The 13,654-nt window shown below is 66.6% G+C and carries 14 protein-coding genes; 7 read left to right on the plus strand and 7 right to left on the minus strand.

Annotated elements, in window-relative coordinates; genetic code table 11:
• The first annotated feature begins 13 nt into the window (after positions 1-13).
• The 5 genes from ACQ5BL_RS24595 (at position 14) to ACQ5BL_RS24615 (ending at position 3,927) form a co-directional block, all read left to right on the plus strand.
• Positions 14-721: an ABC transporter ATP-binding protein gene (locus ACQ5BL_RS24595; RefSeq protein WP_243805158.1), complete on the plus strand. Its 708-nt coding sequence runs from the start codon at positions 14-16 to the stop codon at positions 719-721.
• Between the two features lie 2 nt (positions 722-723).
• Positions 724-1,989 carry an ABC transporter permease gene (locus ACQ5BL_RS24600; RefSeq protein ID WP_243805157.1) on the plus strand — a complete coding sequence of 422 codons (1,266 nt, stop codon included), beginning with the start codon at positions 724-726 and terminating at the stop codon, positions 1,987-1,989.
• Between the two features lie 152 nt (positions 1,990-2,141).
• Positions 2,142-2,660: a DUF3299 domain-containing protein gene (locus ACQ5BL_RS24605; RefSeq protein WP_243805156.1), complete on the plus strand. Its 519-nt coding sequence runs from the start codon at positions 2,142-2,144 to the stop codon at positions 2,658-2,660.
• Positions 2,661-2,793: 133 nt separating this feature from the next.
• On the plus strand, positions 2,794-3,513 hold the full coding sequence (locus tag ACQ5BL_RS24610) for an OmpW/AlkL family protein (RefSeq protein WP_207884700.1): 720 nt from the start codon (positions 2,794-2,796) through the stop codon (positions 3,511-3,513).
• A gap of 57 nt (positions 3,514-3,570) precedes the next feature.
• Positions 3,571-3,927 (plus strand): SirB2 family protein, encoded by a 357-nt coding sequence (locus ACQ5BL_RS24615; protein ID WP_243805155.1) that lies wholly within the window; start codon positions 3,571-3,573, stop codon positions 3,925-3,927.
• On the opposite strand, the gene ACQ5BL_RS24620 is transcribed toward ACQ5BL_RS24615, so the two are convergent.
• The 4 genes from ACQ5BL_RS24620 to ACQ5BL_RS24635 all read right to left on the minus strand — a co-directional run bounded on the left by ACQ5BL_RS24620 (position 3,908) and on the right by ACQ5BL_RS24635 (position 8,113).
• Entirely contained in the window at positions 3,908-4,855 is a 948-nt protein-coding gene (locus tag ACQ5BL_RS24620) for an NAD-dependent epimerase/dehydratase family protein (RefSeq protein ID WP_243805154.1), read from the minus strand. The two genes, ACQ5BL_RS24615 and ACQ5BL_RS24620, sit on opposite strands and share 20 nt — an antisense overlap.
• Positions 4,848-5,732 (minus strand): sugar nucleotide-binding protein, encoded by an 885-nt coding sequence (locus ACQ5BL_RS24625; RefSeq protein WP_207884703.1) that lies wholly within the window; start codon positions 5,730-5,732, stop codon positions 4,848-4,850. The genes ACQ5BL_RS24620 and ACQ5BL_RS24625 overlap by 8 nt, the downstream gene beginning before the upstream one ends.
• 141 nt (positions 5,733-5,873) lie before the next feature.
• Positions 5,874-6,452, minus strand: coding sequence for a DUF934 domain-containing protein (locus tag ACQ5BL_RS24630; protein ID WP_243805153.1), 579 nt, complete (start codon positions 6,450-6,452; stop codon positions 5,874-5,876).
• Positions 6,449-8,113 (minus strand): nitrite/sulfite reductase, encoded by a 1,665-nt coding sequence (locus ACQ5BL_RS24635; protein ID WP_243805152.1) that lies wholly within the window; start codon positions 8,111-8,113, stop codon positions 6,449-6,451. Before ACQ5BL_RS24635 ends, ACQ5BL_RS24630 begins: the two co-directional genes overlap by 4 nt.
• A 344-nt stretch (positions 8,114-8,457) precedes the next feature.
• On the opposite strand from ACQ5BL_RS24635, the gene ccoG reads away from it, so the two are divergent.
• Positions 8,458-9,867 carry a cytochrome c oxidase accessory protein CcoG gene (gene ccoG, locus ACQ5BL_RS24640; protein ID WP_243805151.1) on the plus strand — a complete coding sequence of 470 codons (1,410 nt, stop codon included), beginning with the start codon at positions 8,458-8,460 and terminating at the stop codon, positions 9,865-9,867.
• An 86-nt stretch (positions 9,868-9,953) separates the two neighbouring features.
• Positions 9,954-11,363 (plus strand): GntR family transcriptional regulator MpaR, encoded by a 1,410-nt coding sequence (gene mapR / locus ACQ5BL_RS24645; RefSeq protein ID WP_243805572.1) that lies wholly within the window; start codon positions 9,954-9,956, stop codon positions 11,361-11,363.
• Positions 11,364-11,659: 296 nt separating this feature from the next.
• Here the strand turns inward: mapR and cobM are convergent, their stop codons facing one another.
• The 3 genes from cobM to ACQ5BL_RS24660 form a co-directional block, all read right to left on the minus strand.
• The gene (gene cobM, locus ACQ5BL_RS24650; protein ID WP_243805150.1) at positions 11,660-12,406 is read right to left on the minus strand and encodes a precorrin-4 C(11)-methyltransferase; all 747 of its coding nucleotides are present in this window, start codon (positions 12,404-12,406) and stop codon (positions 11,660-11,662) included.
• Positions 12,403-12,819, minus strand: coding sequence for a cobalamin biosynthesis protein (locus ACQ5BL_RS24655; protein WP_243805149.1), 417 nt, complete (start codon positions 12,817-12,819; stop codon positions 12,403-12,405). The genes cobM and ACQ5BL_RS24655 overlap by 4 nt, the downstream gene beginning before the upstream one ends.
• 69 nt (positions 12,820-12,888) lie before the next feature.
• On the minus strand, positions 12,889-13,599 hold the full coding sequence (locus ACQ5BL_RS24660) for a CbtA family protein (protein WP_243805148.1): 711 nt from the start codon (positions 13,597-13,599) through the stop codon (positions 12,889-12,891).
• Positions 13,600-13,654 lie beyond the last annotated feature (55 nt).

Consider the following 13,654-nt stretch of genomic DNA (forward strand, 5'->3'; position numbering starts at 1 on the left):
TCGACCCAACGAAATGACCGCACTGCTCGAACTCGACAACCTCGGCTTCGCCTGGCCCGGCCAGGCGGAGCTGCTGGACATCCCCGCCTTCGCCCTCGCCCCTGGCGAAACCCTGTTCCTCAAGGGCCCTTCCGGCAGCGGCAAGACCACCCTGCTCGGCCTGCTCGGCGGCGTGCAGCGCCCCCAGCGCGGCAGCGTGAAACTGCTCGGTGAGGACATCGCGCAGATGAAATCGGCGCGCCGCGATCATTTCCGGGTCGACCACACCGGCTACATCTTCCAGCAGTTCAACCTGCTGCCGTTTCTTTCGGTGCGGGAAAACGTCGAGCTGCCCTGTCACTTCTCGCGCAGCCGCGCCGAGCGGGCGACCTTGCGCCACGGCAGTGTGGCCAAGGCCGCCGAAGCGCTGCTCAAACACCTGGGGCTGGGCGATGCGAGGCTGATCGAACGCCGCGCCGACAGTCTGTCCATCGGCCAGCAGCAGCGCGTCGCCGCCGCCCGCGCGCTGATCGGCCAGCCGGAACTGATAATCGCCGACGAGCCGACCTCGGCGCTGGACGCCGACGCCCGCGAAACCTTCCTCCAGTTGCTGTTCGCCGAATGCCGCGAGGCCGGCGCCAGCCTGCTGTTCGTCAGCCACGACCAGAGCCTGGCGACCCTGTTCGACCGCAGCGTTTCCCTCGCCGACCTCAACCGCGCCGCACGCGCTCCGGGAATCTGAGCATGTACCTGTTGCGCCTGGCCCTCGCCAGCCTCTCCAACCGTCGCTTCACCGCGCTGCTGACCATCTTCGCCATCGCCCTCTCCGCCTGCCTGCTGTTGGCGGTAGAGCGCGTGCGCACCGAGGCCAAGGCCAGCTTCGCCAGCACCATTTCCGGCACCGACCTGATCGTAGGCGCCCGCTCCGGCTCGGTGAACCTGCTGCTCTATTCGGTGTTCCGCATCGGCAACGCCACCAACAACATCCGCTGGGAAAGCTACGAGACGGTCACCCACAGCCCGCTGGTGAAGTGGGCGATCCCGATTTCCCTGGGCGACTCGCACCGAGGCTACCGGGTGATGGGTACCGACACCGGCTACTTCGAGCATTATCGCTTCGGTCGCGGGCAGACGCTGGAGCTGGCCGAGGGCCGCCCCTTCGGCCAGGACCTGTTCGATGTGGTGCTCGGCGCCGAAGTCGCGCAAGCGCTGCACTACAAGCTGGGTGACAGAATCGTCCTCGCCCACGGCGTCAGCACCATCGCCCTGGTGCAGCACGACGACAAACCCTTCACCGTGGTCGGCATCCTCAAGCGTACCGGCACCCCCGTGGACCGCACCCTGCACATTTCGCTGCAGGGCATGGAGGCGCTGCACGTCGACTGGAAGAACGGTGTTCCAGCCCGTGGCGCCGCGCGCATCAGCGAAGACCAGGCACGCAGCATGGATCTGCAACCCAAGGCCATCACAGCCTTCCTGCTCGGCCTGAAAAGCAAGGTCGCCACCTTCACCCTGCAACGGCAGATCAACGAATACGACGGCGAGCCGCTGATGGCGATTCTCCCGGGCGTTGCGCTGCAGGAACTGTGGGGACTGATGGGTACGGCGGAGAAGGCGCTGTTCGTGGTCTCGCTGTTCGTCGTGCTGACCGGCCTGATCGGCATGCTCACCGCCATCCTCACCAGCCTCAACGAGCGCCGCCGCGAAATGGCCATCCTGCGCTCGGTGGGCGCACGGCCCTGGCACATCTTCGGCCTGCTGGTAGCCGAGGCCTTTGCCTTGGCGCTAGCCGGCGTGGCGCTGGGCACCGGCCTGCTCTATGCCGGCATCGCCGGTAGCCAGGCGTACGTGCAGGCGAACTACGGCATCTTCCTGCCACTGGCGTTGCCCAGCGCCTATGAATGGTCGCTGCTGGGCGGCATACTCCTGGCCGCGCTGCTGATCGGTTGTGTGCCGGCCTGGCGCGCCTATCGGCAGTCGCTGGCCGATGGATTGTCGATCCGCCTCTGAGAGCCAGTCCATGAGCGGCTGCGCGTCGGCAGAACTGCGTTGGAAATGGGCCAGGGATGCTCATTTACAAGATGTAAACTCCGCTCCCTGTCCAATTTCCGCCTTGTTCTGCGCTAGCTCGCTCGCCCATGAACAGACTCTGAGGAAGCCCCATGCGCCGCCTGTTGTTCCTGCTGCTGATGCTGACCAGCGCCGCCGTGTGGGCGGCGCCGCGCGAGCTGACCTGGCCCGAACTGATCCCCGAGGGCGCGCCGCCGCCCCCGCCGCCAGTGCCTCTGCATGACTTGTCCAAGCTCTCCGATGTGCTCAATTCGGAGAGTGGCCCGGCCGTTAAGCAGCAGACACCCAACGCCCCGGTGGTGCAGGCGCTGGACGGGCAGGAAGTGAAGATGCCGGGCTACATCGTGCCGCTGGAAGTGGAAGAGGACGGCCAGACGGTGCGCGACTTCCTGCTGGTCCCCTACTACGGCGCCTGCATCCACGTGCCGCCGCCTCCGTCGAACCAGATCGTCTATGTCCGCGGCGGCAAAGGGGTAAAGGTGGACGAGCTGTACCAGCCGTTCTGGATCATCGGCAAACTCAGCGTAAAGCCCGTGGAAAGTGACCTGGCCGAAGCCGGCTACCAGATGCAGGCGAGCAGCATCGAACCCTACGAGTACACCGGCCAATAAAGCGCGACGCTTAGCCGCACCCCGAGATACTACGAAGCTTGGGGGCTTTATTGAGCCAAATCAAAAGTGCACTTTTAGCACTGTCTACTATGATGGGCACCAACACTTATACCAAAGAGATATGGAGCTCATCATGCGCAAGTCCTGGCTCACCACCTCGCTTCTTGCACTCGCCGTCGCAGCCCCCGTCGTGGCCCAGGCTGACACCATCCGTGGACACAAGGCGGGCGACTTCCTTGTTCGCGGCGGTATCGCCACCGTGGCTCCGGACGACAGCAGTTCCGACATCAAGCTCGACGGCGCCAAGGTCAGCGGCACCAAAGCCACCGTCGACAGCGACACCCAGCTGGGCCTGACCTTCGCCTACCTGCTCACCGACAAGATCGGTATCGAGCTGGTGGCCGCCACTCCCTTCAAGCACCAGGTCGACGTCAAAGGCCTGAACAAGGCCACCGGCCTCTCCGGCCTGGACGGCAAGCTCGCTGACGTCAAGCAGCTGCCGCCGACCGTCCTGCTGCAGTACTACCCCATGGGTGGTACCAACTCCGCCTTCCAGCCCTACGGCGGCCTGGGCGTGAACTACACCACCTTCTTCGAGGAAGACCTGGCCAGCAACCGCAAGGACCAGGGCTTCAGCAACCTGAAGCTGCAGGATTCCTGGGGCCTGGCTGCCGAACTGGGCATGGACTACATGCTCAACGAGCACGCCTTCGTCAACGCCGCGGTCTGGTACATGGATATCGACACCAAGGCCAGCGTCGACGGTCCGACCGCACTGGGCGTTCAGAAGACCAAGGTTGACGTCGACGTAGACCCCTGGGTTTACATGGTCGGTTTCGGCTACCGTTTCTGACGGAGCAAACATGAAAAAGGCGCCCAAGGGCGCCTTTTTCGCTTTCAGGGAACCGGTATGTACCTCGAACTCAAGGCACTGCACGTCAGCCTCGCCATCATCAGCACCGTCCTCTTCCTGCTGCGTCTGGGGCTGAGCTGGTGGGGCAAGCACCCCTCAGGCTGGCAGCGCGGGCTGCCGCATCTGATCGATACCCTGCTGCTGCTCAGCGCCCTGGGCCTGGTGCACCTGGCGATGCCCTGGCCGCTACCGGTCTGGCTGCAGGCCAAGATCGGCCTGCTGGTGCTCTACATCGTGCTGGCGGCGCTCGCCCTGCGCAGCACTTCGAGGCCACGCAAGACCATGCTCAGCGCACTGGCGCTGGGTTCGCTGGCCGGCATCTTCCTGCTGGCGATCAACAAACCCTGGTGGTGATCAGCCGGGCCAGCCCATCCGCCAGCGGCGTGGGCTCGTCCAGCTGGAAGCGCTCGCGCAGGCGGCCGTTATTGGCGCGGGAATGGCGGATATCCCCGGCACGCGGTGCAGCGTAGGTGACCTGCGGCAGGCCGCCGGTGAGCTTGCCGATTTCGGCCAGCAACTGGTTCAGGCTGGTGGACTGGTCCAGCCCGACGTTGATCGCCGACTCGGCCACGTCCTGCGCCAGCAACGCCTGCACCAACAACTTGACCAGGTCGCCGACGTAGATGAAATCGCGGGTCTGCTCGCCATCGCCGAACACGGTGATCGGCAGGCCCTGCTCAGCGCGCTGGGCGAAGATGCTGATCACCCCCGAGTAGGGCGACGACGGGTCCTGGCGCGGCCCGTAGACGTTGAAGAAGCGGAAGATCGCCGGCTCCAGGCCGTGCTGGCGGCGATAGAAATCCAGGTAGTACTCGCTCGCCAGCTTGTCCGAGGCGTAGGGCGTCAGCGGCGCCTTGGCGGTGTTCTCGTCGATGGCGGCGCCTTCGCCGTTCTGCCCGTAGACCGCGGCGCTGGAAGCGAACAGCACGCGCTGGATGCCTTCCAGGCGCATGGCCTCGCAGAGGTTCAGGGTGCCGATGAAATTGGCGCGGTGAGTGCCCACCGGATCATCCACCGAAGCCTGCACCGACGCGACGGCTGCCAGGTGCGCGACGCCCTGGCAACCGCTGAGCGCGTCACGCAGCGTGGCTTCGTCGGCAACATCGCCAACGATCAGCTCGACGCGGCTGTCGAGGTTCTCGCGCTTGCCGGTGGACAGGTCATCCAGCACCCGCACGGCAAAGCCCCGCGCCAGCAGCGCGTCCGCCAGGTTGGAACCAATGAAGCCAGCACCTCCGGTGATGAGGATCGGCTGCGCGGAGGGGGAAAGACGTTCAGACATGGCGATAGTAACGGTCCAGTAGAGCCGGCAGGCCGGCGCGCCAGGCGCGCGGCTTGATGCCGAAGGTGTGGAGAATCTTCTTGCAGGCGAGCACCGCGTGTTGCGGTTCGTCGCTGGCGTCCGGGCGCGCGGCGTGGGCCTGCGGGCTCGGTTCCTGTACGGCCAGGGTATGGAAGGCGCGGGCTTCGCCCAGCACCACCTGGCCCAGGGACAGGGTGGTGGTGGCCTCCAGGCCGCCGTAATGATAGGTGCCCCACAGCGGCGCCTGGCAGTCGAGCTGCTTGAGCACCGAGAGGATGACCCGCGCGGCGTCGTCCACCGGCGTCGGGTTGCCACGGCGGTCGTCGGCGAGGAACAGTACCTGCTCCTTCTCGGCACGTTCGAGGAAGCGACCGAGCGAGCCTTCGAGACTGTCGTCGATCAGCCAGCCGAAGCGCAGCAGCACGTGGCGCGGGCAGGTCGCCCGGACCCACTTCTCCATGCGCCACAGCGCCTGGCCACGCGGACCCAGCGGCTGCGGCTCGTCCTTCTCACTGTAGGCGGTGGCGCGGGCGCCATCGAACACGCGGTAGCTGGAGGGCTGGATCAGCAGGATTTCGTGGTGCTGGCAGAGTTCGGCCAGACGCTCCACCGCGCGCTCCTGGCTGGCCAGGCGAGCGTCGCTGACGCTTTCGGCCTGGAACCAGTCGAAGTAGTAGGCGAGGTTGATCACCGCGTCGGGGCGGGTTTCGTCCAGCAGGACGGTGAGGCTGGAAGCGTCCCAGCCCCCTTCGGGCGGCCGGGGGGCGAGGAAGCCGATGTCTTCCTCGGCGCCCAGGCGGATCAGCGCCTGTCCAAGGGCATTACCGCCGCCCAACAGCATCAGGCGCATGCGCATAGTCTGGGGTCACTCGAATCCGTGGGTTAGCGCCGGCGCGCACGGGCGCCGGAGGGTGATGACCGCATTTTTCCTGCGCCCCGGCACAGCGTCAAGCGCGGTCGACCCGCTGCAGGCTCGGCCATCCGTGGCCAAAGGCCCTCAGGAGCGGCGACGGAACAGCGGGCGCGGCTCGATCACCGAGCGGCCGTAGAGCACGCTGAGGCCCGCCAGGCCCTTGAGCGCGTCCTCCACCGACTTGTCCTCGCGCACGGCGAAGGCATCGAAACCGCACTGGCGCATGTGCGCCAACTGGTCGCGCAGCACATCGCCCACCGCGCGCAACTCGCCGCGCCAGCCCAGACGGCTACGCAGCAGGTAGGCCAGGCTGTAGCCTCGGCCGTCGCGGAAGCTGGGGAAGTCGATGGCGATAAGCGAAAGTTCATCGAGTCGGCCAACCAACCGCTGGGGATCATCATCCGGCCCCAGCCACACGCCCTGCTTTTGTAGGAGCGAGCTTGCTCGCGAACCGCCCAGCTCTTCAGTTGCCGGGGAATTCTGTTCGCGAGCAATAACGATGGCGTCCCCCTCGCTCCTACAGGAAGCACCGTTCAACCATGTTTCCAGTGGCAGGATCAGGTTTCCGCGCGGCAGCTCTTCCGGCACTTCGCGCAGCAACTCCCAGGTATCGTCCGGCGCCAGCTGCGCCATGCCATCCCGCAGACAAATCAGATTCTTCATGCCGTCACCTCCGCCCGGCGGTAGACCCGCGCCTTGAAAGGCTCCAGACCGATGCGCTCCACCGTCTCGACAAAGCGCTCGCCGGCGCCGCGCTGTTCCACGTAGGTCTGCACCAGCGCCTCGATCACGTCCGGCACTTCGGCGGCACTGAAGGACGGGCCGATCACCTTGCCCAGCGCACTCCTCACACCCTGCGCACCACCGAGGGTGATCTGGTACCACTCGCTGCCGTTCTTATCGACGCCGAGGATGCCGATATTGCCGATGTGGTGGTGGCCGCAGGCGTTCATGCAGCCGGAGATGTTCAGGCTGAGGTCGCCCAGGTCGTGCAGGTAATCGAGGTCCTCGAAGCGTTGTTGAATACCCTGGGCGATGGGGATCGACTTGGCGTTGGCCAGAGCGCAGAAATCGCCGCCGGGGCAGGCGATGATGTCGGTCAGCAGGCCCTGGTTCGGTGTGCCCAGGCCGGCCTCGCAGGCTTCAAGCCAGAGCGCGTGCAGGTCGGACTTGCGCACATCCGGCAGCACCAGGTTCTGTTCGTGGGCAACGCGGATTTCGTCGAAGCCGAAGCGTTCGGCCCAGTCGGCCACCTGCTCCATCTGTTCGGCGGTGGCGTCCCCCGGCGACGCCTCGGCACCCGGCTTGGTGGAGAGCACCACACTGGCGTAACCCGGCACGCGGTGCGGACGCACGTTGCGCGAGACCCAGCGGGCGAACTCGGCGTCGGCGGCCAGAGCACTGCCGTAGGCTAACTCGTCGGCGGACGCATAGACCGGCGGATCGAACGCCGCAGCGACGCGTTGGTACTCATCGAGCGTCAGCTGCGCCTCGCCGTCGCGCAGATGCTGCCACTCCTCCTCCACCTCGCGGGAGAACGCCTCGATACCCAGCGCCTTCACCAGGATCTTGATCCGCGCCTTGTACTTGTTGTCGCGCCGGCCGTGGCGGTTGTACACGCGCAGAATGGCCTCGACGTAGGACAACAGGTGCTGCCAGGGCAGCTCGTCGCGGATCGTCTGCCCCAGCATCGGCGTGCGCCCCAGCCCGCCGCCCACCAGCACCTTCAGACGCAGTTCACCGTCTTCGGCGCGGCGCAGGTAGAGGCCGATGTCGTGCATCATCACCGCCGCACGGTCTTCCTCGGCGGCGCAGAGGGCGATCTTGAACTTGCGCGGCAGGAAGAGGAATTCGGGGTTCACCGTCGACCACTGGCGGAGGATTTCCGCCAGCGGGCGCGGGTCGAGGAATTCGTCGGCGGCGACACCGGCGAAGGCCTCGGTGGTGATGTTGCGCACGCAGTTGCCGGAGGTCTGGATGGCGTGCATCTCGACATCCGCCAGACGTTCGAGGATGTCCGGCACGCGTTCCAGCTCCACCCAGTTGAACTGGATGTTCTGCCGCGTGGTGAAGTGGCCGTAGCCGCGGTCGTGCTCGCGGGCGATCCAGGCCAGGGTGCGCATCTGCTCACTGGACAGCGTGCCGTAGGGAATCGCGACGCGCAGCATGTAGGCGTGCTTCTGCAGGTACAGGCCGTTCTGCAGGCGCAGCGGCAGGAACTCCTCTTCGCTCAGCTCATCGTTCAGGCGCCGTTGCACCTGGTCGCGGAACTGCGCCACCCGTTCGCGCACCAGGGCGCGGTCGTAATCATCGTATCGGTACATCGCCAGGCCACCTTCGGACATCGCGTGGCCGCCTGCTTCTGTCGTCGGGCGCACCACTTCACGGATGACCGAACTATGGCCGGCGCCTGGTGTGCAAAACAGCGGCAGATCGCAGCAGAAAAACCAGATCAGATGAGCCGTAGACCTACTTCGGCGGGCCTGTGACCGGTTGTCGCAACAGGCACTATCACGCGTTCCGTCGAGATGCTCGCCAAGCCCCGTGGCACTGCGGCGCGGGCACTTTTCACCATCTGATATGGTTTTTTCCGGCAAACCTGAATCTGTTTCGGGTGCAGACGGATTCGTACAGTCGCGGCGCCTCTTCCGCCTGATGGGCCACGACAATGAGCGAACGAATCCCCGCGAAGGTCATCGAGATCGACGCACCGCAACGTTTCACCCCGCCACCCAAACCGCTGTCGGCGGTGACTCCGACGGTCTACACCAAGCGCTTCGCCGGGCGCTTCCGCGACCTGCGCCGGCTGGGCGGCGGCCTGCTGTTCCTGCTGTTCTTCGGCACCCTGTGGCTGCAATGGAACGGCCGCCAGGCGGTGCTCTGGGACCTGCCCGAGCGCAAGTTCTACATCTTCGGCGCGACCTTCTGGCCGCAGGACTTCATCCTGCTCTCGGCGATCCTGATCATCGCCGCCTTCGGCCTGTTCTTCATCACGGTGTTCGCCGGCCGCGTCTGGTGCGGCTACACCTGCCCGCAGAGCGTGTGGACCTGGATCTTCATGTGGGCCGAGCAGGTCACCGAGGGCGACCGCAACCAGCGCATGAAGCGCGACGCCGGCCCGGCCAGCGCCGAGAAGGTGCTGCGCAAGAGCGCCAAGCACGGCCTCTGGCTGCTGATGAGCCTGGTCACGGCGATCACCTTCATCGGCTACTTCACCCCGGTGCGCCCGCTGGTGGCGGACCTGTTCACCCTGAAGCTGGATCTGGAAAGCACCTTCTGGGTCGCCTTCTTCGCCGCCGCCACCTACGCCAATGCCGGCTGGCTGCGCGAGCAGGTGTGCATCCACATGTGCCCGTACTCGCGCTTCCAGAGCGTGATGTTCGACAAGGACACCCTGATCATTTCCTACGACGCGGCGCGCGGTGAGTCCCGCGGTGCGCGCAAGAAGGACGCCGATCCCAAGGCCCTGGGCCTGGGCGACTGCATCGACTGCCAGCAGTGCGTGCAGGTCTGCCCCACCGGCATCGACATCCGCGACGGCCTGCAGATAGCCTGCATCGGCTGCGCCGCCTGCGTCGACGCCTGCGACTCGGTGATGGACAAGATGGGCTATGACCGCGGCCTGGTGCGCTACACCTCCGAGCGCGCGCTGGAAGGCGGCAAGACCCACCTGCTGCGCCCGCGCCTGGTCGGCTACGCGGCGGTGCTGCTGGTGATGATCGGCGCCTTCGTCTGGGCACTGGAAGCACGGCCGCTGATCAACCTCGACGTGGCCCGCGACCGCGGCCTGTTCCGCGAGAACGCCGCCGGCGAGATCGAGAACATCTACAACCTCAAGCTGATCAACAAGACCCAGCAGCCGCAGCACTACCACCTGAGCCTCGCCGACGGCGCCGGCTACCGCCTGCAGGGCGTGCCGGAACTGACGCTGCAGCCGGGCGAGATCCGCGACTTCGCCGTCTCGGTCGCCAGCCTGGCACAGGGCAGCGCCGGTGGGTCGGTACCGCTGCACTTCAGGGTCAGTGACGGCAACGAGACCCTCGACGCCGCCAGCACCTTCGTCTCGCCGAGGCGCTGAACATGGCCAGGGAGCTTGGCGTGACCTCGGCGCAGCGCCTAGAGTGGGCGGATTCTTCCGCCCCCCAGGCCGCCGTGCAGGACAAGATGAAGCGCTACGAGAAATTCGCCGATGAAATCGCCGGCCTGATCCGCAGCGGCGTGCTAGCCCCCGGCCAGAAAGTCCCCTCGGTGCGCCACGCCAGCCGCACCTACGGGGTCAGCGCCTCCACGGTATTCCAGGCCTATTACCTGCTGGAGGATCGCGGGCTGATCGTCGCTCGCGCACGCTCGGGCTACTTCGTCCGTGAGCACGTGCAGCGCGCCCTGGCCGAGCCGGACATCGCCCGCCACGACGCGCAGACCACCGAGGTGGACGTCAGCGAACTGGTGTTCTCAGTGCTCAGCTCGATCAAGGACCCGGACACCGTGCCCTTCGGCTCGGCCTTCCCGGCGCCGGAGCTGTTCCCCCTGCCGCGCCTGGCGCGCTCCATGGCCCACGCCGTGCGCGACATGGACCCGCGCTCGGTGGTCGCCGACCTCGCCCCCGGCAGCCACGCGCTGCGCCGGCAGATCGCCCTGCGCTACATGGTCGGCGGCATGCCGCTGCCGGTGGAGGAACTGGTGGTGACCAACGGCGCGCTGGAAGCGCTGAACCTCTGCCTGCAGGTGGTTACCCAGCCGGGAGACCTGGTGGCCATCGAGGCGCCGGCCTTCTACGCCAGCCTGCAGGTGCTGGAACGCCTGAAACTCAAGGCGGTGGAAATCCCCGTGCACCCGCGCGAAGGCATCGATCTGGATGTGCTGACCGACAGCCTCGCGCGCCTGCCGATCAAGGCCTGCTGGTTCATGAGCAACTTCCAGAACCCGCTGGGCGCGAGCATGGCCGAGGACAAGAAACGCGCCCTCGCCGCCCTGCTGGCCCGGCACCAGGTGCCGCTGATCGAGGACGACGTCTACGCCGAACTGTACTTCGCCGCCCAGGCGCCCAAGCCGGTGAAGGCCTTCGACAGCGAAGGGCTGGTGATGCACTGCAGTTCCTTCTCCAAGAGCCTGGCGCCGGGCTACCGGGTCGGCTGGGTCGCCGGCGGGCGCTACGCCGAGCAGATCGAGCGGCTCAAGCTGATGACCAGCCTGTCCGCCTCGGTGCCGGCCCAGGCGGCCATCGCCGACTATCTGCAGCATGGCGGCTACGACCGCCACCTGCGCAAGCTGCGCCACGCCCTGGAAAGCCAGCAGCACGCGATGCTCGCCGCCGTGGCCCGGCACTTCCCCGCCGCCACCCGCGTCACCCGCCCCAGCGGCGGCTACTTCCTGTGGCTGGAACTGCCCGAGCACATCGACGCGCTCAAGCTGTTCCAGCTCGCTCATGCCCAGGGCATCAGCCTCGCGCCGGGACCGATCTTCTCCGCCACCAGACGCTTCGGCCACTGCCTGCGCCTGAACTATGGCCATCCGTGGACAACCCGTAGCGAACAGGCCATGGAAACCCTCGGGCGGATCATTCACTCCTTGTAGGGCAAGTGCTGAAGAACTGATCCGCACATTCGGAAACCTTCTGTACCTGTGCGGCAAGTTGTCGCAGGAATAGTCTGTCAGGCAGGAACCCGGACGAGGGAAGCTGCCATGGATACGGAAGGCCTGATGATCCTGCTGACGGTGTGCGCCGCGCTTGGCGTGCACCTGTGGGTGCGCTGGTACCTGCGGCGCGGGATGCTGCCGCGCTCGGATGAGTGGCGGGCCTGAGCCATTCTTCGTAGGAGCGGGCCATGCCCGCGATCGCGCCCATGGGGCGCTCCTACAAGGACATTCCCCTACGGGCGATACAGATGCGCATGCCCCGCGCTGTACAGCGACGAATCGGCAAACCCCTCCGCTCCCAGCACCTTGCCCACCAGGATCAGCGCCGTGCGCCGGAAGCCCTTGGCCTCCGCCTTGGGCAGGATGTCGCCGAGGGTACCGGTGACCTGGTCCTGGTCCGGCCAGCTGGCGCGATGGATCACCGCGATGGGGCAATCAGCGCCGTAGTGCGGCAGCAGCTCGGCGATGATGTGCGCCAGCTGGCCGACGCCGAGATGGATCGCCAGGGTCGCGCGGTGCTGCGCCAGCTCCGCCAGAGACTCGCCTTCAGGCATCCGCGTCTTGCTCGCATAGCGGGTGAGGATCAGGGTCTGGGAAATGTCGGGCAGGGTGAGCTCACAACCGAGGATCGCCGCGCAGGCCGACGTGGCGGTGACGCCGGGAATGATCTCGTAGGGAATGCCGCTCTCGCGCAGATGGCGAATCTGCTCGCCGATGGCGCCATATAGCGACGGGTCGCCCGAGTGCACACGCGCCACGTCCTTGCCCTCGGCGTGGGCCTGCGCCAGCAACGCGACTATCTCGTCCAGATGCAACTCGGCGGTATTCACCACACGCTCGGCGCTGTGCCCGTCCAGCACCGCCGGCGGCACCAGCGAGCCAGCGTAGAGGATCACCGGGCACGAGCGGATCAGCCGCTGCCCCTTGACCGTGATGAGTTCGGGATCGCCGGGGCCGGCGCCGATGAAGTAGACCGTCATGGCTGCTCCTGTCCGGATTCGACGGGGATGAAGGCCAGCGCACAGGTGGCGTGCTCGCTGCGGCGCTTGCCCACCAGCAGGCGCGCGGAGGCGCCGCCCTGGGCTTCGGCCTGCAATAACGCAGCGGCTTCGGCGATGCTGGCGCTGCCAGTAGCCGCGCGCACCCCTTCCGAGGGCTGGTCCAGGTGCTTCTCGCAGGCCGCCAGTTGCTGCGGTGTGAACAGCACCAGCGGCAAGTCGAGGGCCGCAGCCAAGGCGGTCAAACCCTCTTCGTCAGCCTTCAGCGTGGCGCTCGCCAGCGCCGTGAGGTTCGACTCATCGAGCCCGGCTTCTGCCAGGGTGTCCTGCAGCAGCGCACGTAGCTCATCGAGCGGGCAGCCCCGGCGGCAACCGAGGCCGGCAACCAGCGTCATCGTCACTCTCCTTGAATGAAAAACCCCGCAGTCGGCCGTGCCGGCTGCGGGGTCGAGCATAGCGGTGAATCAGGCCGAGGGGGCGAAACGACGGAACAGCCAGGCGGCTACCAGGCCCAGGGCCGCCCAGAACACCGCGTTGGTGACCAGCGACGCGACGATGAATTCATGGGCCAGGCTCTCCGGCGCGAGGCTGGAATGCACTTCCGGTTGCGGTGCACCGATCACATGGGGCACCACCAGCAGCGCGAGGCCGACGCCACGCAGCAGCCAGTTGCGGCTGAACACCAGCAGCGCGAGACCGGCGGCGGTGGACGCGGCGGTGCCGATCCACCAGGTCTGCCGCAGGGCGAGGTCCGCCGCCGCGGTGCCGGGGACTTCCGGCGGCAGACCGAGGGACGGCGCCAGGGTGAACACGGCGAAACCGGCCAGGCCCCACAGCAGGCCTTCGGAGGTCTTGCCCGGCTCGCGCAGGGTGAACAGGCCGGCCAGCATCAGCGCGAAACCCACCGCGACCACCAGGTTGCCGCCGGTGGTGGAGAGGATGCGTTGCCAGCCGTCTTCCGGCTCCCAGGCTTCCGAGTCATGGTGATGTCCGGCGACGGCACCTTCGGCGTGCTCGTGGCTGTGCTCCTCGACCAGCACGGCGGCCGGCTCGGACTTCTCGTAGGTTTCCGCCTTGAGGATCAGCGGGTAGACCCACAGCAGCTGGACCACGGTCAGCACCAGCGCCGCGATCAGACCGGCGAAACCGGCGGTCTGGGCGATACGTTTGATCATTTTTCCTTTCCTTTTCCTTCTCCGAGCTCTGGGGTCACTCGAGCCAGGCAAAGCG

It is taken from the genome of Pseudomonas sp. B1-22 (assembly GCF_050474425.1).
In the GTDB taxonomy this organism is placed as follows: Bacteria; Pseudomonadota; Gammaproteobacteria; order Pseudomonadales; family Pseudomonadaceae; genus Pseudomonas.